We start from the raw sequence: 19,562 nt of genomic DNA on the forward strand, positions 1-19,562 counted from the left end.
CCGAACCGGACTGGTGATTCCGCCCACAGCTCGCCCCGCCACAGGAGCGGCACCCCGCCACGCGCCTTACCCTCGTGGGCACCGCACCGCGCGAGTGGACCCGCCGCGCACCCGCACGGACCGGCGAGGCAGCCGGCCACCGCCGCCCGGCCGGGTCCGCCGCTCCGCCGTCCCCGCACAGGAGGTTCACGCCCGCATGAAGCTCACTGTCGTCGGATGCTCCGGGTCGTTCCCCTCCGCGGATTCGGCCTGTTCGAGCTACCTCTTGGAGGCCGACGGCTTCAGGCTGCTCCTCGACATGGGCAACGGCGCCCTCGGCGAGCTGCAGCGCCACTGCGGTCTCTACGACCTCGACGCCATCTTGCTGTCCCACCTCCACGCCGACCACTGCATCGACCTGTGCGGCTACTTCGTCGTCCGCTACTACCGCCCGGACGGCGGACGCTGCGCGCCGATGCCGGTGTACGGCCCGGCCGGTACCGAGCGGCGGCTGACCGCCGCCCACGCGGACCTGCCGTACAACGGCGCGATGAGTGAGGTCTTCGGCTTCCGGGCGCTGACGGAAGGAACGTTCCGGATCGGCCCGTTCACCGTCCGGGCGGCGCTGGTGCGCCACCCCGTCGAGGCGTTCGGCTTCCGCATCGAACACGGCGGACGGTCCCTGACGTACTCCGGCGACACCGGGCCCTGTACGGCGCTCGACGACCTCGCCGAGGGCACCGACCTCTTCCTCTGCGAGGCGTCCTTCACCCACGGCAAGGAGAACATCCCCGACCTGCACCTCAACGGCCGCGAGGCGGGCGAGTCCGCCGCCCGCGCCGGTGCCGGACGGCTGATCCTCACCCACATCCCGCCGTGGACCGACCCGGACATCACCCTGCGCGACGCACAGAAGGTCTACGACGGCCCGGTCGAAACGGCCCGCGCGGGCACGGTCCACGAGGTCTGACGGACCGCGAGCCGCGACGAGAGCCCGGACCCGCGCAAGGCCCGGACCTGCGTAAAACCCCGGCCCGCGACGGAAGCCCGGACACGCGACGACAGCCCGGACACGCGAAAGGCGGCGGCCCCCGAGTGGTCTCGGGTGCCGCCGCCTCGTGTCCGGGTGCCGCGGGCTGCCGCTACTTCGCCGCCTTCGCGGTGCCCTGCTCCGTCTCCGGGACCTCGTCCTCGGGCTCGCGGCCCGGCGTCGGCAGGTTGAACTTGGTGATCGCGAAGCGGAAGAGGACGTAGTACACGACCGCGAAGCAGAGGCCGACCAGCGCCAGCAGCCAGGGCTTGGTGGCGATGCCGAGGTTGAGGACGTAGTCGATGGCGCCGGCCGAGAAGCCGAAGCCGTCCTTCATCCCCAGCGCCCAGGTCAGGGCCAGCGACACACCCGTCAGCACGGCGTGGATCGCGTACAGCACCGGCGCGATGAACATGAACGTGAACTCGATCGGCTCGGTGACGCCGGTGACGAAGGCGGTCAGCGCGAGCGAGAACATCATGCCGCCGACGACCTTGCGGCGCTCGGGGCGGGCGCAGTGCACGATCGCCAGGCAGGCGGCGGGCAGCGCGAACATCATGATCGGGAAGAAGCCGGTGGTGAACTGACCCGCCGTCGGGTCGCCCGCCAGGAAGCGGGCGATGTCGCCGTGCTTGCCGTCGAAGTCACCGGCCTGGAACCACGGGAACGAGTTGAGCAGGTGGTGCATGCCGACGGGGATCAGCGCGCGGTTGGCGACACCGAAGACACCGGCACCGGCCGCGCCCGAACCGACCAGCCACTCACCGAAGTTGTGCAGCCCGGTGCCGAGCACCGGCCAGATGTAACCGAAGACGATGCCGATGACCAGACCCGCGAAGGACGACAGGATCGGCACCAGCCGGCGTCCGCTGAAGAAGCCCAGCCAGTCGGGGAGCTTCTTGCGGCTGTAGCGCTGGTAGAGGAGGGCGACCACGATGCCGATCACCACACCGCCCAGCACACCGGCGTTCACCGGCGGCGCCACGTCGGCTATCTTCCCGTCGACCACCTGCTGGACCTTGGGCAGGCTGTCGTCGGTGAAGGTGCCCAGCACCTTGCTGAAGACGAGGTAGCCGACGACGGCGGCGAGCGCGGTGGAGCCGTCCGCCTTCTTCGCGAAGCCGATGGCGATACCCACCGCGAACAGCAGCGGCATGTTGTCCAGGAGCGCCCCGCCGCCCGCCGCCATGAACTCGGCGAGCTTGTTCAGGAAGGCGGGGAAGTTGTCCCGGCCGAGCATGTCGGGCTGGCCGAGGCGGACCATGAGCGCCGCGGCGGGGAGTGTGGCGATCGGCAGCATGAGGCTGCGGCCGATGCGCTGGCCGACGGCCATGGCGGCGGAGCCGCGGCTTTTCTTTTCCGGTGCCGCCGAGGCAGTGGCCGAACTCATCGGATTCCTCCAGGTGAGGCGGGCACTCATGAGGGGCGGCCCGCTTGTCTACACCACTCAGTGGTTTAGACCATTCTTAGCACGTGGTCCCGGCGCGAAGGAATCCATTCTTCGCAGTGGTGTGGACCACATGCGGACCGCCCCTGGAGGAGGGCGACCCGAAGCCCGGGAACGGCACCGCCCGTACGGGCAAAAGTGCAGGTCAGAGCGGATTTTCGCGGCCTGTCGCCGAACGGTCCGCGCGCCCCGCGCCGACCGCCGCGCCCCTCACCGCCCCGCCACCGTACGGCCTCGCCGCCCCCGTCCCGCAAATCCGGAAACCCCCTGTGCCGCCCCGGTCACTTCACGTTCTCCCGCTCCAATTCCTCCGCCACTTCCACCGGCTCACGCCCCGGAGTCGCCAGATCGAATTTCGTGATCACGAACCGGAACAACGCGTAGTAGAGCACCGCGAAGCACAACCCGATCGGAATGATGAGCCACGGTTTCGTCGCCAGCCCCCAGTTGATGACGTAGTCGATCAACCCCGCCGAGAAGCTGAAACTGTCGTGCACCCCCAGCGCCCAGCACACCGCCATCGACACACCCGTCAGCACCGCGTGGATCGCGTACAGCGCCGGCGCGATGAAGACGAAGGAGTACTCGATCGGCTCGGTGACGCCCGTGACGAACGACGTCAGCGCCACCGACAGCATCAGCCCGCCCACCTCCTTGCGCCGCCCCGGGCGTGCGCAGTGCGTGATCGCCAGCGCCGCCGCGGGCAGCGCGAACATCATGATCGGGAAGAAACCCGTGGTGAACTGCCCCGCCGTCGGATCGCCCGCCAGGAAACGGTTGATGTCGCCGTGCACCACCGTCCCGTCCGGCTTGGTGAAATCGCCGAACTGGAACCAGACGAACGTGTTCAGGAACTGGTGCACCCCCACCACCAGCAGCGCCCGGTTCGCCGTCCCGAAGATCCCCGACCCGATCCAGTCCAGATCCGTCAGCCACTTGCTGAACGACGTCAGCGCCGCACCGACCGGCGGCCACACGAACAGACAGACCACCGCGAACGCCAGCCCCACGAACGCCATCACGATCGGCACCAGCCGCCGCCCGTTGAAGAACCCCAGCCAGTCCACCAGCTTCACCCGGTGCAGCCGCTGCCAGCACCACGCCGCCGCGAACCCCATCACGATGCCGCCGAACACCCCCGGATTCTGGAACGTGGCCTGCGCCGCCGTCCCCTTCCCGTCCAGGCACACCCCGCCCCACGGACCTGCCTGCGTGAACGTCTGCCCCGGCGCGCACGCCTCGGGGAACTGGTGCAGCACCGCGAAGTAGACGAGGAACCCCACCACCGCCGCGAGCGCCGTCGACCCGTCCGCCTTCTTCGCCATCCCGATCGCGACCCCGATACAGAACAGCAGCGGCAGCCCGAGCCCCGAATCCAGCAGCGCACCGCCCGCACCCGCGAAGACCTTCGCGACGGAGTCCCAGCCCAGCCCCTCCGCGCCGAAGACGTCCGGCTGCCCCAGCCGGTTCAGGATGCCCGCCGCGGGCAGCACCGCGATCGGCAACTGAAGGCTGCGCCCCATCTTCTGCATGCCCTGGAAGAGAGAGGCGCCCCGCTTCGTACGGGGTGCCGCCGCCGCGCCAGAACTCATCCGCCACCTCCGGCAACCACCGCCGCCACCGTGCCCGGCGAGTGCCGCATACTGGTGGTGTAGACCACTTGTGGTGCGACCCCGGGCCCCCGGTACGCACTCCGGGTGATCGCTATCCTTCGCCAGACAGCGGACAAACGCCCGTAAAGCTGGGCTGAACGTGCACTACGGTTCGTGGCCGCAGGGCACCACCGCACCCCGCAGCACCGCCCGGCACCCGCGCCGGCGGCCGAGACAAGCAGGAGTGGACATGGCATCCAAGGCCGAGAAGATCGTCGCCGGGCTCGGCGGACTCGACAACATCGAAGAGGTCGAGGGCTGCATCACCCGCCTGCGCACCGAGGTCGCCGACGCCTCCCTCGTCGACGAGGCCGCCCTCAAGGCCGCCGGCGCCCACGGCGTCGTCAAGATGGGCACCGCCATCCAGGTCGTCATCGGCACGGACGCGGACCCGATCGCGGCGGAGATCGAGGACATGATTTGAAAGCTCCCGCGCCCTGACGGGCGGGGATTTCCGGCTTACGCTGCCTGACCGTCCGGCGGACGGTCAGGTCTGACGCGATCGGAGCCGGCCGGGTTCAGACCTGCCCGGACGAGCATCAGACGTGCGGAGTTCTTGTCCCTCGGGGACGAGGCTCCGCACGTCGTGCAGTGATAGGTGCGTTCACCCAGCGGCAGTGCGTGCTTGGCTCTCGCTCCGCACCGAGCGCAGTCCCTCGTGGTGTACGCGGGATGGACCAGATGGACGATCCGGCCGTGCTTACGGGCCATCTCCAGCAGAGCCCGCTTCGTGACGCCGATGGCGGCGTCCGCGGCCTTACGGGCCATACCGGTCCGCGCGAGAAAACGCGGCCGGAAATCCTCCACCGCGATCTCGTCGTGGTCCCGGACGACGGCCTTGGCCCACTTGCGGGCTGTGTCCGCCCGCCGCCGGGCGATCTTCTTGTGCTGCCGCGCGGCGCGCCGCCGGGCCCTGCGGTACCCCTTCGACCCGGGCCGCCCCGACGCCCGCCGACGGCCGGCCGCCGTGCGCTGGTGGTGAGTCAGCCCGGCGGCGGCCTTCCGGCCGTGCTCGGGATGCGGCAGATCATGGCGGTCGCTGGTGGTGGTCGCGATTTCCCTGACACCCCGGTCCACCCCGAGGACACGTCCGGTGCGGGGCAGGGCTTCGGTCCGGGCGGGGACGACGAACGACGCGTACCAGTGGCCGAGCTCGTCCCGGTACAGGCGCACCGACGACGGCTCGGCGGCCAGCGGGCGTGACCACACCACGGACACCCGGATACCTCCCGCCACGCACAAGCGCCCCTCCCGCAGGCGGAAGCCCGACCGGGTGTAGTTGAGCGTCAAAGCCGCCTCGTCCTTCTTCTTCGGGCGTGGCAGGCCCGCCCGCCGCCGTATCGGCAGCCGGTCCTTGATGTCCTTGAGGGCCTTGGCCCGGGACGTTCCGAAGTCCCGGACGGTCTGCTGCTGGGCGACGCTGGAGCCCTCGCGCAACCACGGTGTCACCGAGCGGGCCCCGGTGAGCATCTTGTACAGCCGCGCCGGACCGCACGTCTCGCCTTCCTGATGGGCCTTCCTGGAACGGGCCACACACTCGTTCCACACCCAGCGGCACCGTCCCCACTCCGCCAGCAGCAGGCGTTCGGACGCGGCGGACACCCGGAGCCGATAGGTGAATCTGACCTGCCCGGCCCGCTCCGTCACGGTGTGCACATCCGCTGCCCGTCGCGCCATGGAACGCACGCTACGGCGGCCGTGGGGCCCCGGTCCCCGAACGGAAGGGCTGCCCCCTTCCGAAGGGGTGTACCGCTCAAGCGTTCGGGGGTGGGCCGGGCCGTCGGCTCCCGTACGGTCCGGGGCCCGCGGCGTTCCGGACGGGTCCCGCACCCTCGCCCCGCCCGGCCCACGCCCCCGTTCCCGTTAGGCTCTACGGCATGTCTCGCATCGACGGCCGTACGCCCGAACAGCTCCGCCCGGTCACCATCGAACGTGGGTGGAGCAAGCACGCCGAAGGCTCCGTCCTCGTCTCCTTCGGTGACACCAAGGTCTTCTGCACCGCCTCCTTCACGGAGGGCGTGCCGCGCTGGCGCAAGGGCAGTGGTGAGGGCTGGGTCACCGCCGAGTACTCGATGCTGCCGCGCTCCACCAACACCCGCGGCGACCGCGAGGCCGTCCGCGGCAAGATCGGCGGCCGTACGCACGAGATCAGCCGGCTCATCGGCCGGTCGCTGCGCGCCGTCATCGACTTCAAGGCCCTCGGGGAGAACACCGTCGTCCTGGACTGCGATGTCCTCCAGGCCGACGGCGGCACCCGGACCGCCGCCATCACCGGCGCGTACGTCGCCCTCGCCGACGCCGTCGCCTGGGCCCAGGGCAAGAAGCTCGTCAAGGCCGGCCGCAAGCCGCTGACCGGCACCGTCTCCGCCGTCAGCGTCGGCATCGTCGACGGCACCCCGCTCCTCGACCTCTGCTACGAGGAGGACGTGCGGGCCGAGACCGACATGAACGTCGTCTGCACCGGCGACGGCCGCTTCGTCGAGGTCCAGGGCACCGCCGAGGCCGAGCCCTTCGACCGCGCCGAGCTGAACGCCCTCCTCGACCTCGCGGTCTCCGGCTGCACCGACCTCGACGCCGCCCAGCGCGAGGCCCTCGCCCGCACCCTCTGAGCCGGGGGCCTTCGCGGAAGGCCCGGCCCGCTCGTGCCGTCCGGCCGCGTCCCGTGGGGCGCGGCCGGAGCCGTTCTCCCGGCGTCCGGCGGCAACCAAATCGCCTCGCCCCGCGTTTCTCCCCATACCTGCTTTACCTGTTCATGACTTGGGGGAGGAACCGTCCCATGACCTCACGCACCCGCAGCACCCGCCCGCACCGCCGACGACCCGTCGCCACCGTCCTCGCGGCCCTCGCCGCCACGGCGCTCGCGATACCCGCGCTCACCGGCTGCGGCGCCGTCGACACGGCGATGGACTGCGCCCGTACCGCCACCGCCGTCGTGAACGGGGTCGACAAGCTCCAGAAGACGGCCCAGGGCGCCGCCGACAACCCCGAGCAGACCGAGAAGGCGCTCGACGGCCTCGACCGCGACCTCAAGGGCATCGGCGACGCCACCGGCGACCCCGACCTCACCAAGGCGCTGAAGAGCATGAACGACGGCATCGACAACGCCCGCAAGGCGCTCCAGGACGGCAAGGACCCCGACCTCCAGCCGCTCGCCGACGCGGCCGGTGAACTGACCAAGGTCTGCTCCCCGGGATGACCGGGGCCGGCGTCCCGGGATAATCACTGTCCATGCAGCACACAACCGAGCAGGACGGCCCGCGCCGCCTCATCCTCGCCACCCGTAACGCCGGCAAGGTCACCGAACTCCGCGCGATCCTCGGCGCCGCCGGTCTCGACGTCGAACTCGTCGGCGCCGACGCCTACCCGGAGATCCCCGACGTCAAGGAAACCGGCGTCACCTTCGCCGAGAACGCCCTGCTCAAGGCGCATGCCCTGGCCCGCGCCACCGGCCACCCGGCCGTCGCCGACGACTCCGGCCTCTGCGTCGAGGTCCTCGGCGGCGCGCCCGGCATCTTCTCCGCCCGCTGGTCCGGCCGGCACGGCGACGACCGGGCCAACCTCGATCTGCTCCTCGCCCAGCTCTCCGACATCGACGAGCCGCACCGCGCCGCCCACTTCGCCTGCGCCGCCGCCCTCGCACTGCCGGACGGCACCGAGCGCGTCGTCGAGGGCACCCTCGACGGCACGCTCCGCCACACCCCGTCCGGCGCCGGCGGTTTCGGCTACGACCCGATCCTCCAGCCTCTCGGCGAGAGCCGCACCTGCGCCGAGTTGACCGCGGAGGAGAAGAACGCCATCAGCCACCGGGGCAAGGCGTTCCGGGCGCTGGTTCCGGTGGTGCGGGAGTTGCTGGGCTGAGCCCATGCACAGGGAAATGGCCTGCGAATCAAACTTTCGATTCGCAGGCCATTCTTGTGCGGCGGAAGGGATTCGAACCCTCAAGCCCTCACGGGCCACAGATCCTAAGTCTGCTGCGTCGCCACTGCGCCACCGCCGCCAGCCGTCCTCATCGTACCGGCAGTTGTCCGCCCCGTACGGCCGCCCCCGCGCCGGATACGGGCGATCGCGGGGGAGCGAAGGCGGGGGAAACACGGTGGTGCGACGAGGGCCGGGGATCTCTCCCCGGCCCTCGTCGCCTTCGCACGGCGTCCCTCAGAACGCCGGTTCCCGGTTCAGAACTTCGGTTCCTGGTTCTGGGCGGTGATCATCTCGACCGCTTCCTCCTTGGTGGCGACGGAGGGCGGGGAGCCGGCCAGGGGCTGCTGGGCGGTCTCCGTCATGCAGGCGACGGCGATGATGCCGACGAGGGCGGCGCCCATCGTGTAGTAGGCGGGGACCATGACGTTGCCGCCGAAGGCGTCCATCAGGGCGGTGATCACCAGCGGGGTGGTGCCGCCGAAGATCGAGACGGCGAGGTTGTAGCCGATGGAGAGCGAGCCGTAGCGGACGTTGGTGGGGAAGAGCGCCGGGAGGGCGGCGGACATCGTGCCGAGCAGGCAGACGAGGGAGAAGCCCAGCAGGAGCATGCCGGTGACGACCGCGCCGAGGCTGCCTTGCTTGACCAGCAAGAACGCGGGGATGGCGGTGACGAAGAAGCCGAGCATGCCGCTCATCAGCAGCGGTTTGCGGCCGTAGCGGTCGTTCAGCCGGCCGACGGTGGTGATGACCAGCGCCAGCACGATCATGGTGGCGAGCAGGAGCAGCAGGCCGTGCGACTCCTTGTAGTGCAGGGCGTCGGTGAGGTACGTCGGCATGTACGACAGAAGCATGTAGACGCCGATGTTGTACGCGCCGACGAGGGCGACGCACAGGATCAGGGTGGGCCACTGCTGGGCGAAGATCTCGCCGATCTTCTTCTTGGGGGCGTTCTCCGAGAGGTGCGCGAACTCGGCCTCGGCCTCGACGGGGGAGCCGGTCGCGGAGTGCGTCTGGGACGCCTCCAGCTTCTGGAAGGCGGGCGTCTCGTCGAGCTTCAGCCGCAGGTAGAGACCGACCAGGCCGAGCGGTCCGGCGACCAGGAACGGCACCCGCCAGCCCCAGTGGAGCATGGCGTCCGACCCGAGGGCGGTCTGGAGGGCCAGCACGATCCCGGCGGCGCCGATGTAGCCGATCAGCGTGCCCATCTCCAGGAAGCTGCCGTAGTAGCCGCGCTTCTTGTCGGGGGCGTACTCGGCGATGAAGGTGGCCGCGCCGCCGTACTCACCGCCGGTGGAGAAGCCCTGGACGAGCCGGAAGGCGATCAGCAGGACGGGCGACCAGAAACCGATCAGGGCGTACGACGGGATCAGGCCGATGCACAGGGTGCCCAGCGCCATCATGATCATGGTGAGGGCGAGGACCTTCTTGCGGCCGATGCGGTCGCCGAGCGGGCCGAAGAACGCGCCGCCCAGGGGCCGGACGAGGAAGGCGACGGCGAAGGTGGCGAAGGAGGACAGCAGGCTGGTGGTGTCGTCGCCGCCGGGGAAGAAGACCTTGCCGATGGTGACCGCGAGATAGCTGTAGATCCCGAAGTCGAACCACTCCATGGCGTTACCGAGGGCGGCCGCCTTCACCGCCCGCCTGACCACGCGCTCATCGGTGATGGTGATGTCGGTGCGCCGAAGTTTGGGATTCCTGCGCCGGGCTATGGCACGGAAGAGCGCGCGGTGGCGCTTGAGGGCCTCCGGGGCGGGTTCGGAGGCGGGGTCTGCTTCGGTGCTGCCGGTCGGCACGAGGCGGTCCTCTCGTTCAGAGCGCGAAGTGCGCGGGGATACGACGGGTGCGCCTGCGCAGTCGAGCGCGGATCAAACCACCATCACTCCCGAAGGGGAGGTACGTCACTCCGGCTGAGCCGTCCGGGGAAGCCACTGTGGCCTGGGGTTTCGGGCGCCGCAAGCGGAGCCGTGCGGCACCTGGCCGAAAGGGCGCTGTTACAGAACTGGTACCAAGCCGCGTGGTCATCGCCGCGTGCGGGCAATCAGCCCGTGCGGGGGGCCGGGCAAGGTGGGCCGGTGCCGTTGCCATGTGTCCGCGAAGCCGCCGTTCGCCGGGCCCCTCGCGGGGAGTGGTGGCGTCGGGTGTGCCGGCGGGGGTGCGGGGCCGTGGCCCCGGAAGGAGAGGGCGATGGGCGACCGCGTAGGGGCGCGCCGGCCGCGGTGGCGTACCGCTGTGCCGGTGGGTGCCGTGCTCACGGTGGTGGTCGCGGCCGGGGTGTGGGGCGCGCAGGCGGGCCGGCACGCGTCGGCGGTGGACGCGGCGCCGCAGACGTCGGCGGCGCGGCAGCGGGCGTCGGCGCCGGGCCGGGCGCCGCAGAAGACGTCGGCCGAGGGGCTGCCCGGCGTCCGTGACTGCGGCTTCGGCGAGCCGGAGGTCGAACCGCGGGTGATCACGCTGACCTGCGCGGATTCGGGGATGGTGGCGACCGGGATCACCTGGGAGCGGTACGGCCGGACGTCGGCGGAGGGCCGGGGCGTGGTGCAGGTGGAGAAGGCGGCGGCGGGTGCGGCGGGGGACGCGGTGTTCCCGGCGACGTTCCGGCTGTACGGGGTGCGGACCGTCGAGGGCGGCCGGGCGTTCACCGGGCTGGAAGTGACGTACGACGGCTCGACGCCGCTGGGGGACACGACGGAGATGTACAGCCTCGCGTGATGGGGATCAGGGGCCGGATCGCGCTGGCCATTTCGGGTATGACGGCGCTCGCCGTGGTGGTGCTGGGTGTCGCGGTGCACCACATCGCGGACGCGGGGCGGGAGCGTGCGGCGCGCGCGTACCAGGATGTCCGGCTCAGTTCCGCGGTGCAGATCTACGAGCGGGACGGGACGCTGGCGATGGGGGCGCAGCTCGATGACGCGGCGTTGCCGGTGCCGTTGCGGGAGGCGGTGTTCGCGGGGCGGTCGGGGACGTATCTGAGCGGGGGCGACGATCCGCGGGTGTGGGCGGCGACGGGCGTCGGGGACGGGACGGGCGGCTCCCGGTGGGGGCGGTCGCTGTCGGTGTCGGCGGCGTATCCGCAGGACGATCCGGCGCGGGTGGCGCTGGACCGGGCGCTGCTGGTCGCGGGTGCGGGCACGGTCGTGCTGATGGCGGTGGTGTCGTGGTTCGTGGCGCAGCGGCTGTCGCGGCGGTTGCGGCTGAGTGCGGCGGCGGCGCGGCGGATAGCGGCGGGCGCGGGCCCGGAGCTGGAGTGGGACGGTTTGGCGAGCGCGGGGCGGGACGAGGTGGCCGAGTTGGGCCGGAGTGTGCATCACATGGCGACGTCGCTGGCGGCGCAGGCGCAGGCGGAGCGGGAGTTCACCGCGGATGTGGCGCATGAGCTGCGGACGCCGGTGGCGGGGCTGGTGGCGGCGGCGGAGCTGTTGCCGCAGCCGCGGGCGGTGGAGCTGGTACGGGACCGGGCGCAGGCGATGCGGCGGCTGGTGGAGGACCTGCTGGAGGTGTCGCGGCTGGACGCCGGGGTGGAGCGGGCGGACGTCGACGCCTGCGAGCTGCCGTCGCTGGTGCGGGGGATCGTGCGGCGGGCGGCGGGGCAGCGCGGGGTGGACGCGGTGTCGGTGGCGGTCGAGGGGGAGCCGCGGATCGTGGAGACGGACCGGCGCCGGGTGGAGCGGGTGCTGGTGAATCTGCTGGCCAACGCGGAGCGGCACGGGAAGCCGCCGATCGAGGTGGTGGTGGCGGGCAACCGCATCGTGGTGCGGGATCACGGGCCGGGGTATCCGGCGGAGCTGTGTGCCGAGGGGCCGCGGCGGTTCCGTACGGCGGCGCCGGAGCGGGGCACCGGGCACGGTCTGGGGCTGACGATCGCGGTGGGCCAGGCGGAGGTGCTGGGCGCGCGGCTGGACTTCGGGGTGGCCGAGGGAGGCGGGGCCGAGGCGGTCCTGGAGCTGCCGGACCGGGTGCGGGTGGCGGCGGACGGGGTGGTTTAGCGGACCGGACGTTTCCGGGGCGGTCCGGCCCGGGCCTGCGGGGGAGGCGCCGGTGCGGCGTCCTTGCCACCGGCGGAACACGGACGGCCCGCCCCGGCGGAACACGGGCGGCCGGGCGGTGGCGGACCGCGAACGGCCGGGCCGGGCGGACCGCAAGGGGCCGGGGGCCGGGGGCGGACCGCAGGAGGCCGGGCGGCGGGCCTCGGAGGGGCGTCCGCCCGGCCCAGGAAACCCGCTGCTCAGGCCGTGGGTGCCAGCTTCAGGTCCTTGATGATCTTGGCGACGTGGCCGGTGGCCTTGACGTTGTAGAGGGCGCGCTCGACCTTGCCGTCCTCGTCGACGATGACGGTGGAGCGGATCACGCCGGTGACGACCTTGCCGTACAGCTTCTTCTCGCCGAAGGCGCCGTACGCCTGAAGAACCTGCTTGTCGGGGTCGCCGAGGAGCGTCACCTTCAGCTCCTCCTTCTCGCGGAACGTCGCGAGCTTCTCCGGCTTGTCGGGCGAGATGCCGATGACGTCGTAGCCGTGACCGGCGAGGAAGTCGAGGTTGTCGGTGAAGTCGCACGCCTGCTTGGTGCAGCCGGGGGTGAGGGCGGCCGGGTAGAAGTAGACGATGACCTTGCGGCCCTTGTGGTCGGCGAGCGAGACCTCGTTTCCGTCCGCGTCGGGCAGGGTGAAGGCGGGGGCGGTGTCGCCGGGCTGCAGTCGCTCGCTCATGGCTCTCCTTCGAAGGTTTTGTACGCCCCGAGATTACGGCGTCGGGTGGACGGCCCGGCGGCGCCGGGGCATCGGGCCGCGCGTTACCGGGGGTGCTGTGGGGCGAGTGGTGGCGTGAGCTGACAGACTGTGGACACGAATCGGTCGCATGTGTGGTGGCCGGTTTTCGTACGGGGCCTCGTGCCCGGCCTCGTACGCATCGGCCCGAGACGACGGAGGCAGCGCGGTGTCGGAAGCCAGGACCCCTGCGCAGATCGAGGCGGACATCGTCCGCAGACGGCAGGATCTCGCCGTGATGCTCGACGAGATCGGTGTGCGGCTGCACCCGAAGACGATCATCGGTGAGGCGAAGGCGAAGACCGTCGAGGCGGTGGACCGTACGGCCGGCCGTGCCTACGTGGCGGCCAATCGCGTGGTCTCGGACATCCGCGCCCAACTGGTGTCGGAGGACGGTGCGCCGCGGCTGGAGCGGATCGTGCCGGTCGCGATGGTCGGCGTGGGCATCGTGGGTCTGCTGGTGGCGCGCTCCCGTAAGCACCGCGACTGAGTGCCGCCCGGCGTCCGGGGCACGGCCGGGGTGCGGGTACCGTCGTGCCGTGAGCCCGAATAACGCCAAGGACACCCACGACAAGCTGCCGATCCGGATGCTGCACGACCGTGTGCTGGTGCGGACGGACATCCCCGAGGGCGAGCGCCGCTCGACCGGGGGCATCGTCATCCCGGCCACCGCCGCCGTCGGCCGCCGCCTGGCCTGGGCCGAAGTGGTCGCCGTGGGACAGAACGTACGGACGGTGGAGATCGGCGACCGGGTGCTGTACGACCCGGAGGACCGTGCCGAGGTCGAGGTGCGCGGTGTGGCGTACGTCCTGATGCGCGAGCGTGATCTGCACGCGGTGGCCGCGGAGCGGCTGGAGGGCTCGGACGACGCGACGGGGCTGTATCTGTAGACGTTTCCCGGACCTGTTCCGGCGGCGTAGGACGTTCTCGGACCTGTGTGGTTCCGGCGTCGCGGGAGGTTTCCGGGGCCCGCCGCCGTACGGGAGCGGGCCCGCGGGTTGTACGGGCGGTGACCTGGTCACCGCCCGTTCCGTATGTCCGTGGCCGGGCGGAGGGGCCCGGGTCGTCGTCCGGCGGCCGGGGCGGCCCGTGGGCGGCACCGGCGGGCGCCGGGCGTATCAGTTCTCCGGTGCCGGGCGGGCGGTGGTGGCCGCCGGGCCGCGGAAGGTGGCGCGGTAGGCGCTGGGGGTGACGCCGAGCCGGGCCAGGAGGTTCTGGCGCAGCGAGACGGAGGTGCCGAAGCCGGTGCGGGAGGCGATGTGTTCGACGGTCATGTCGGTCTCCTCCAGCAATTGGCGGGCGCGTTCGGTGCGCTGGAGGGTGAGCCACTGCATCGGCGGGGTGCCGGTCTCCTGGCGGAACTTCCGGGAGAAGGTGCGCATGCTCATCGCCTGCCGGCGGGCGAGGTCGCGCAGGGTGATCTGTTCGTCGAGGTGGGCGAGGGCCCAGGCGCGGGCGGCGGCGGTGGTCGGGCCGCCCGCGGCGGGGACCGGGTGGGGGATGAACTGGGCCTGCCCGCCGTCCCGGTAGGGCGGTACCACCGTGGCGCGGGCCACGTCGTTGGCGACGGCGGAGCCGTGGTCGCGGCGGATGAGGTGGAGGCACAGGTCGATACCGGCGGCCTCGCCCGCGGAGGTCAGGACGTCGCCCTCGTCGACGTAGAGCACGTCCGCGTCGACCCGGACGCGGGGGTGGAGGCGGCGCAGCCGGTCCGCGGATTTCCAGTGGGTGGTGGCGCGGCGGTCGTCCAGCAGACCGGCGGCGGCCAGGACGAAGGCGCCGGTGCAGATGGAGGCGGTGCGGGCGCCGGGGCGTATGTGGCGCCAGGCGGCGGCGAGTTCGGGGCCGAGGACGCCGTCGGTCTCGGTCTCGTCCAGCTCGTGGGTGGCGGGGACGAGGACGGTGTCGGCGCGGGCGAGGGCTTCGGGGCCGTGGGGGACCTCGACGCGGAAGTCGGCGTCGGTGCGGATCAGTCCGGCGCGGGGCGCGCAGGTCGTCACCGTGTACAGCGGGTCGCCGGACGCGGAGCGGGCCTGGCGGAACATCTGGTGGACGATGCCCAGCTCCATGGGCATCACGCCGTGCCGTACCAGGGTGACCACCCGGTGCGGGGCGGTCGGCTCCGTCGTGGCGCGTGCGGTCATGGCACGATTCTTTCACCCTCTGGCACGCTGGCCACTGTCGAGGCCGGGGCGGTCGGCCAAGAGTGAGAGGTATGTCCTCCAGTTCAACGAGCCCCCCTCAGACAGAGCCGGCACCTTCCCCGCGCGGCGGGGGATTCCACCGTGCGTGGCTGATCGCTCTCGTCGGCTTCGTGGTCATCACCTGTGCGGGCACCTTCACGGGAATGCCCAATCTGCTGGTGAACCCGTTGCACGAGACCTTCGGCTGGTCCCACGGCACGGTCAGCCTCGCCGTATCGGTCAACACCGTGCTGTACGGGCTCACCGCGCCGTTCGCCGCGGCGCTGATGGACCGGCTCGGTGTGCGCCGGGTCGTGGTCGGCGCGCTGTGCGTCATCGCGGTCGGCGCCTGTCTCACCACGGTCATCTCCTCGCCGTGGCAACTGGTGCTGTGCTGGGGCGTGTTGGTCGGCCTCGGCTGCGGCTCCATCGCCATGGCGTTCGGCGCGCTGATCGCCGACCGCTGGTTCGCCGCCCGCCGGGGACTGGTCACCGGCTTCCTCAGCTCCGCCACCATGTTCGGCGGCATGGTCCTCCTGCCGCTGCTGTCCGAGGTCACCAACCGTTCCGGCTGGCGCAGCGCCACCTTGACCGTCGCGGGGGTCGCCGTGGCCGTCGCGGTGCTGTCGTTCCTGCTGCTGCGTGACCACCCCGCCGATCTCGGGCTGGCGCCGTACGGTGCCGTCCGGCCCGTGCCCCGGCCCGCCCCGGCGTCGGGGACGGCGCTGCGGGCCCTGCGGGTGCTGCGGTCCGTCCTCAGGCCGGGGCCGTTCTGGCTGGTCGCGGGCACCTTCGCGGTGTGCGGTGCCTCCACGAACGGCGTGATGATGGCGCACTTCGTGCCCGCCGCCCACGACGCGGGCATGCCCAGCACCACCGCGTCGACGCTGCTGGCGATCATGGGCGCGCTCAACGTCGTCGGCACGATCGCCGCGGGCTGGTGCACCGACCGCTTCGATCCCCGCTGGCTGCTGGCCGCCACCTACGCGCTGCGCGGGGTCAGCCTGGCGCTGCTGCCGGGGCTGATGGGGCCGGGGATGACGCCGTCGATGCTCTTCTTCACGGTCTCTTTCGGCCTGCTGGATCTGGCCACCGTGCCGCCGACGATCGCGCTGTGCCGGGAGTTCTTCGGGACCGAGAGCACCATCGTCTTCGCCTGGGTCAACGCCGCCCATCAGGTGGGCGCCGGGCTGGCGACGCTGCTGGCCGGGGTGGTCCGGGACCGCAGCGGCAGCTACACCACCGTCTGGTTCGGTGTCGCCGCGCTGTGCGGCGTCGCCGCGGTGCTCTGCCTCAGCATCAGGATGTGCCGGAAACCGTCGGGGGCACTTGCGGCGGGCAACTGAGAGGCCGGATTCTTTCCTGCTGTCCAGGACTGTCCACCCCCCGCCGGCCCGTACGCACGCGGTGCCCGGTACCACGTCACCGTGATGGAGAGGGACTGCATGCTTGAGGCACTGGGAATGAGTACGGCCACCGAAGCGGTCTACCGCGGGATGCTCACGCACCCGCAGGAGGGGGCGGCGGGACTCGCCGCCCGCCTCGGGCTCCCCGAACACCGGGTCCGCGAAGCCCTCGACGACCTGAGCGCGATGTCCCTGATACGCCCCGCCACGGACGATCCGTCCCGGCTGCACACCGTGCAGCCGGAACTCGCCGCCGAGTTACTCCTGGCCCGTCAGGAAGCCGCGCTCGCCGCGCAGCAGCAGCGTCTCCAGGAGGCACGGGCCGCCGCCCTGCGGCTGACCGTGGAAGTGGCCGCGCCCGCGGCCGCCCTCCACGGCGACGGCATCGAGATCCTGCACGGTACGGACAACATCCAGGACCGGCTGGTGAGGGCCGGCTCCGCACCGGGCACGGCGGTGCACGCGTGTGTCTCCGGCCGCCCGCGGCAGAGCGCCGAGTGGCGGCTGTCGCTGCCCGCCTGCCACCGCGTGCTGGAGGGCGGCGGCACCGTACGGGCCCTCTTCCTCGACAGCGTCCGTACGGCCCCCGAGCCGGCGGCGCAGGTGACGCAGCTCGCCTCGCGCGGCTGCCGGGTGCGGACCGCGCCGTCGCTGCCCGGCCCGTTCCTCCTCTGCGGCCGGCGCGTCGCCTTCGTCCTCCAGCAGGACCGCAAGGGCGAGCTGGAAGCGCTGGTGACGGAGGCGCCGGCGCTGGTCTCCCTGCTCTCCGCGCAGTTCGACGGTCTGTGGCGCACCGCCCAGGAGCTGCGGGAGCCCGCCCCGGCGCGCGGCGGCGGGACGGTGAGCCGGCAGGAGGCGGAGGTGCTCCGGCTGCTGCTGGAGGGCCATACGGACGAGGGGGTGGCGAAACGGCTCGGTGTCTCGCACCGCACGGCGCGCCGGATCGCGGCCACGGTGATGACCCGTCTCGGAGCGCGCAGCCGCTTCCAGGCGGGGGCGATCGCGGCACTGCGGGGGCTGATACGCGAGTGACGTCCGGGGTGATGTGTCCCCGGGCCGTCGGCCCTCTTGCCTTGCCCATCCCTGATACGCGACGGACGCCCATGATGTACCTCGTCCACCTCACACTGGTCCCTCCGGGAGCCTCCGCCGTCCTGCCCCCGGGGCTGAGGTCGGACCTGTACCGGAACGCGGTCCCGGACCTTCTCGACCATGTGTCGGTGCATCCGTCGGCCGAGCCGTATCCGGTGGTCGGGCTGTATTTGCGGATCGGCAGTCTGGAGGAGGCGGAGTCGGCGGCGCGGGACATCTGGAACACGGTGAGCGAGCGCACCGCACTGGCCGGCTGGCGTCTGTACCGCGCGGAGGTGCCGCTGCTGCCGCCCGGGCCCGAGGACTGAACAGTCCAGGGCCTGTTACGGCCGCCGTCTCCCCCTTCCGTGGGGGTGCTGGGACGAATCATGATCGTTCTCGTCCGACACCGGCACCCTCAGAAGGGGGAGACGATGCGTTCACCACTGGCCCACCGGGCCCGGTCCGGGGCGTCCGCACCCGTTCCCGTGCGCTTACCCGCGATCGCCGTGCGGGGTGAGCACGCAGATGTCTGAGGGCCATCCGTCCGGCCACCGCGCGCTCGCCGAGCGGTTCGGGACGCCGTTGTACGTCTACGAGGGGGAGGTGCTGGCCCGGACCTACGACGCGTTGCGCCGCAGTCTGCCGCGGCGGGTCGAGGTGTTCTACTCGCTCAAGGCGAACCCGAACGTCAGCGTCTGCGCGTTCCTGCGCGGGCTCGGCGCCGGCGCGGAGGTCTCGTCGTACGTGGAACTGCGCACCGCGCTGCGGGCCGGTGCCGCCCCCGAGGACATCATCTTCCTCGGGCCCGGGAAGGACGAGCGGGAACTCCTCGCGTGCCTGGACGCGGGCATCCACGCCGTGGTGTGCGAATCGCTCGACGAGATCGTCCGGCTCGACCGGCTGGTGGCAAAGCGCGGTGGCGCGCCGTGCCCGGTGATGCTCCGGGTCAATCCCGCCTTCGGCAGCAAGGGTTCGGGGCTGGCGATGGGGGGCAAGCCCCGCCAGTTCGGGATCGACGAGGAGACGCTACGGGGTGCCAAGAGCCTGCTGGCCGGGGCGCGGCACGTCCGGGTGCGGGGCGTCCACGCGTACATGGGGACGCGGTTCCTGCACCACGACGATGTCGCGGGCAACACCGAACGCATCCTGGAGATGGCCGAGCGGCTCGCCGCCGAACTGGGCTTCCCGCTGGAGACGGTGGACTTCGGCGGCGGTCTGGGCGTCGCCTACTTCGACAACGAGTCCGATCTGGACCTGCCGGCCCTGGGGGAGCGGATCACCGCCGCCGTCGAGCGGTTCGCCGGACGGCACCCCGGCTGCCGGCTGATCATGGAACTGGGCCGCTATCTGACGGCGATGTCCGGTACGTACGTGGTCGAGGTCCGGTACGTGAAGGAATCGATGGGGGACCTCTTCGCGGTCGCGGACGGCGGGACCAACCACCACATGGCCGCTGTCGGCGTCGGCAGCTTCGTCAAGCGGAACTTCCCGATCCGGCACCTCACCCGCCCGGACGACCCGGCGCTGCACGCCTACACCGTGACCGGCCCGCTCTGTACGCCCAACGACGTGATCGCCAAGCGGGTCCGGCTCCCCGAGGTCCGCCCCGGCGATCTGCTGGGCGTGGCCCGCTCCGGGGCGTACGGCCCCACCGCCTCCCCCGGGCTCTTCCTCAGCCACGGCTTCCCCGCCGAGGTGCTGACCTACCGGGGTGAGGCGCACCTGGTGCGCGAGCGCGACACCAGTGACGACCTGCTGGCCAAGCAGCGCCTCGTAGACCTGAACCCCACTTCGTGAGCGGGCCGGGCGCCCCGCCGGTCCGCGTCGGCATCGACGTCCTGGACCGCGGGGAACTCAGCCGTCTGCTGACCCGGCCGTGGTTCCTCCGGTTCTGTTTCTCGCCCCGGGAACTCGCGGACGCCGACCTGCTGGACGGTGAGCGCCGCGCCGAATTCCTCGCCGGCCGGTTCGCCGCCAAGGAAGCCGTCATGAAATCCCTCGGCATCGGCCTGCTGCAAGGTCTCCCGCCGCACGAGATCGATGTGCGGCGCACCGGCGGCGGCGCCCCCGAGGTGCGGTTCCGGGGCCGTGCCGCCCGGCTGGTGACCTGGCCG

At 71.8% G+C, this 19,562-nt stretch carries 19 protein-coding genes, 1 tRNA gene and 1 pseudogene; 14 read left to right on the forward strand and 7 right to left on the reverse strand.

Features of this window, described 5'->3' with window-relative positions:
• Positions 1–196 precede the first annotated feature (196 nt).
• Entirely contained in the window at positions 197–949 is a 753-nt protein-coding gene (locus ACGH2B_RS18070) for an MBL fold metallo-hydrolase (protein ID WP_399090378.1), read from the forward strand.
• 172 nt (positions 950–1,121) lie between these two features.
• Here ACGH2B_RS18070 and ACGH2B_RS18075 read toward each other — a convergent pair whose 3' ends face one another.
• Together ACGH2B_RS18075 and ACGH2B_RS18080 are read right to left on the reverse strand one after the other, a co-directional pair.
• Positions 1,122–2,399, reverse strand: coding sequence for a PTS transporter subunit EIIC (locus tag ACGH2B_RS18075; protein ID WP_399090381.1), 1,278 nt, complete (start codon positions 2,397–2,399; stop codon positions 1,122–1,124).
• Between the two features lie 338 nt (positions 2,400–2,737).
• Positions 2,738–4,048 (reverse strand): PTS transporter subunit EIIC, encoded by a 1,311-nt coding sequence (locus tag ACGH2B_RS18080; protein ID WP_399090384.1) that lies wholly within the window; start codon positions 4,046–4,048, stop codon positions 2,738–2,740.
• Between the two features lie 250 nt (positions 4,049–4,298).
• On the opposite strand from ACGH2B_RS18080, the gene ACGH2B_RS18085 reads away from it, so the two are divergent.
• The gene (locus ACGH2B_RS18085) at positions 4,299–4,532 is read left to right on the forward strand and encodes a glucose PTS transporter subunit EIIB (protein WP_399090387.1); all 234 of its coding nucleotides are present in this window, start codon (positions 4,299–4,301) and stop codon (positions 4,530–4,532) included.
• Between the two features lie 35 nt (positions 4,533–4,567).
• Here ACGH2B_RS18085 and ACGH2B_RS18090 read toward each other — a convergent pair whose 3' ends face one another.
• Entirely contained in the window at positions 4,568–5,785 is a 1,218-nt protein-coding gene (locus ACGH2B_RS18090; RefSeq protein ID WP_399090390.1) for an RNA-guided endonuclease InsQ/TnpB family protein, read from the reverse strand.
• Between the two features lie 200 nt (positions 5,786–5,985).
• On the opposite strand from ACGH2B_RS18090, the gene rph reads away from it, so the two are divergent.
• From rph to rdgB, 3 genes are all read left to right on the forward strand, one after another.
• A complete protein-coding gene (gene rph / locus ACGH2B_RS18095; RefSeq protein ID WP_399090393.1) occupies positions 5,986–6,717 on the forward strand; it encodes a ribonuclease PH in 732 nt (243 codons plus the stop codon).
• Between the two features lie 167 nt (positions 6,718–6,884).
• The gene (locus ACGH2B_RS18100) at positions 6,885–7,304 is read left to right on the forward strand and encodes a hypothetical protein (protein ID WP_399090396.1); all 420 of its coding nucleotides are present in this window, start codon (positions 6,885–6,887) and stop codon (positions 7,302–7,304) included.
• Positions 7,305–7,336: 32 nt separating this feature from the next.
• Complete coding sequence (gene rdgB, locus ACGH2B_RS18105; RefSeq protein ID WP_399090399.1) at positions 7,337–7,966, forward strand: RdgB/HAM1 family non-canonical purine NTP pyrophosphatase; 630 nt, start codon at positions 7,337–7,339, stop codon at positions 7,964–7,966.
• A gap of 57 nt (positions 7,967–8,023) precedes the next feature.
• Here the strand turns inward: rdgB and ACGH2B_RS18110 are convergent.
• Positions 8,024–8,105, reverse strand: a tRNA-Leu gene (locus ACGH2B_RS18110).
• 175 nt (positions 8,106–8,280) lie between these two features.
• Positions 8,281–9,819, reverse strand: a complete 1,539-nt coding sequence (locus tag ACGH2B_RS18115) for an MFS transporter (protein ID WP_399090402.1) — start codon at positions 9,817–9,819, stop codon at positions 8,281–8,283.
• Between the two features lie 391 nt (positions 9,820–10,210).
• Between ACGH2B_RS18115 and ACGH2B_RS18120 the strand changes: the two genes are divergently transcribed.
• Together ACGH2B_RS18120 and ACGH2B_RS18125 are read left to right on the forward strand one after the other, a co-directional pair.
• Positions 10,211–10,735 carry a hypothetical protein gene (locus tag ACGH2B_RS18120; protein WP_399090405.1) on the forward strand — a complete coding sequence of 175 codons (525 nt, stop codon included), beginning with the start codon at positions 10,211–10,213 and terminating at the stop codon, positions 10,733–10,735.
• The gene (locus tag ACGH2B_RS18125) at positions 10,735–12,009 is read left to right on the forward strand and encodes a sensor histidine kinase (RefSeq protein ID WP_399090408.1); all 1,275 of its coding nucleotides are present in this window, start codon (positions 10,735–10,737) and stop codon (positions 12,007–12,009) included. The genes ACGH2B_RS18120 and ACGH2B_RS18125 overlap by 1 nt, the downstream gene beginning before the upstream one ends.
• A 239-nt stretch (positions 12,010–12,248) precedes the next feature.
• On the opposite strand, the gene bcp is transcribed toward ACGH2B_RS18125, so the two are convergent.
• Complete coding sequence (gene bcp / locus ACGH2B_RS18130; protein WP_399090411.1) at positions 12,249–12,728, reverse strand: thioredoxin-dependent thiol peroxidase; 480 nt, start codon at positions 12,726–12,728, stop codon at positions 12,249–12,251.
• Positions 12,729–12,954: 226 nt separating this feature from the next.
• Between bcp and ACGH2B_RS18135 the strand changes: the two genes are divergently transcribed.
• Both ACGH2B_RS18135 and ACGH2B_RS18140 read left to right on the forward strand, forming a co-directional pair.
• Positions 12,955–13,275, forward strand: coding sequence for a DUF3618 domain-containing protein (locus ACGH2B_RS18135; RefSeq protein WP_399090414.1), 321 nt, complete (start codon positions 12,955–12,957; stop codon positions 13,273–13,275).
• Positions 13,276–13,372: 97 nt separating this feature from the next.
• Positions 13,373–13,675: a GroES family chaperonin gene (locus ACGH2B_RS18140; protein WP_399097101.1), complete on the forward strand. Its 303-nt coding sequence runs from the start codon at positions 13,373–13,375 to the stop codon at positions 13,673–13,675.
• A 228-nt stretch (positions 13,676–13,903) separates the two neighbouring features.
• Here ACGH2B_RS18140 and ACGH2B_RS18145 read toward each other — a convergent pair whose 3' ends face one another.
• Entirely contained in the window at positions 13,904–14,929 is a 1,026-nt protein-coding gene (locus ACGH2B_RS18145) for a GlxA family transcriptional regulator (protein ID WP_399090417.1), read from the reverse strand.
• Positions 14,930–15,000: 71 nt separating this feature from the next.
• On the opposite strand from ACGH2B_RS18145, the gene ACGH2B_RS18150 reads away from it, so the two are divergent.
• The 5 genes and pseudogenes from ACGH2B_RS18150 to ACGH2B_RS18170 form a co-directional block, all read left to right on the forward strand.
• On the forward strand, positions 15,001–16,314 hold the full coding sequence (locus tag ACGH2B_RS18150) for an MFS transporter (protein WP_399090420.1): 1,314 nt from the start codon (positions 15,001–15,003) through the stop codon (positions 16,312–16,314).
• 117 nt (positions 16,315–16,431) lie between these two features.
• On the forward strand, positions 16,432–17,406 hold the full coding sequence (locus ACGH2B_RS18155; RefSeq protein ID WP_399090423.1) for a LuxR C-terminal-related transcriptional regulator: 975 nt from the start codon (positions 16,432–16,434) through the stop codon (positions 17,404–17,406).
• Positions 17,407–17,477: 71 nt separating this feature from the next.
• Positions 17,478–17,774 carry a hypothetical protein gene (locus ACGH2B_RS18160; RefSeq protein WP_399090426.1) on the forward strand — a complete coding sequence of 99 codons (297 nt, stop codon included), beginning with the start codon at positions 17,478–17,480 and terminating at the stop codon, positions 17,772–17,774.
• Positions 17,775–17,973: 199 nt separating this feature from the next.
• On the forward strand, positions 17,974–19,245 hold the full coding sequence (locus ACGH2B_RS18165) for a type III PLP-dependent enzyme (RefSeq protein ID WP_399090429.1): 1,272 nt from the start codon (positions 17,974–17,976) through the stop codon (positions 19,243–19,245).
• A pseudogene (locus ACGH2B_RS18170) lies at positions 19,242–19,553 on the forward strand (holo-ACP synthase); the annotation flags it as partial. The gene ACGH2B_RS18165 and the pseudogene ACGH2B_RS18170, both read left to right, overlap by 4 nt.
• Positions 19,554–19,562 lie beyond the last annotated feature (9 nt).

The organism is Streptomyces sp. BBFR2 (assembly GCF_044497305.1).
Lineage (GTDB): Bacteria > Actinomycetota > Actinomycetes > Streptomycetales > Streptomycetaceae > Streptomyces.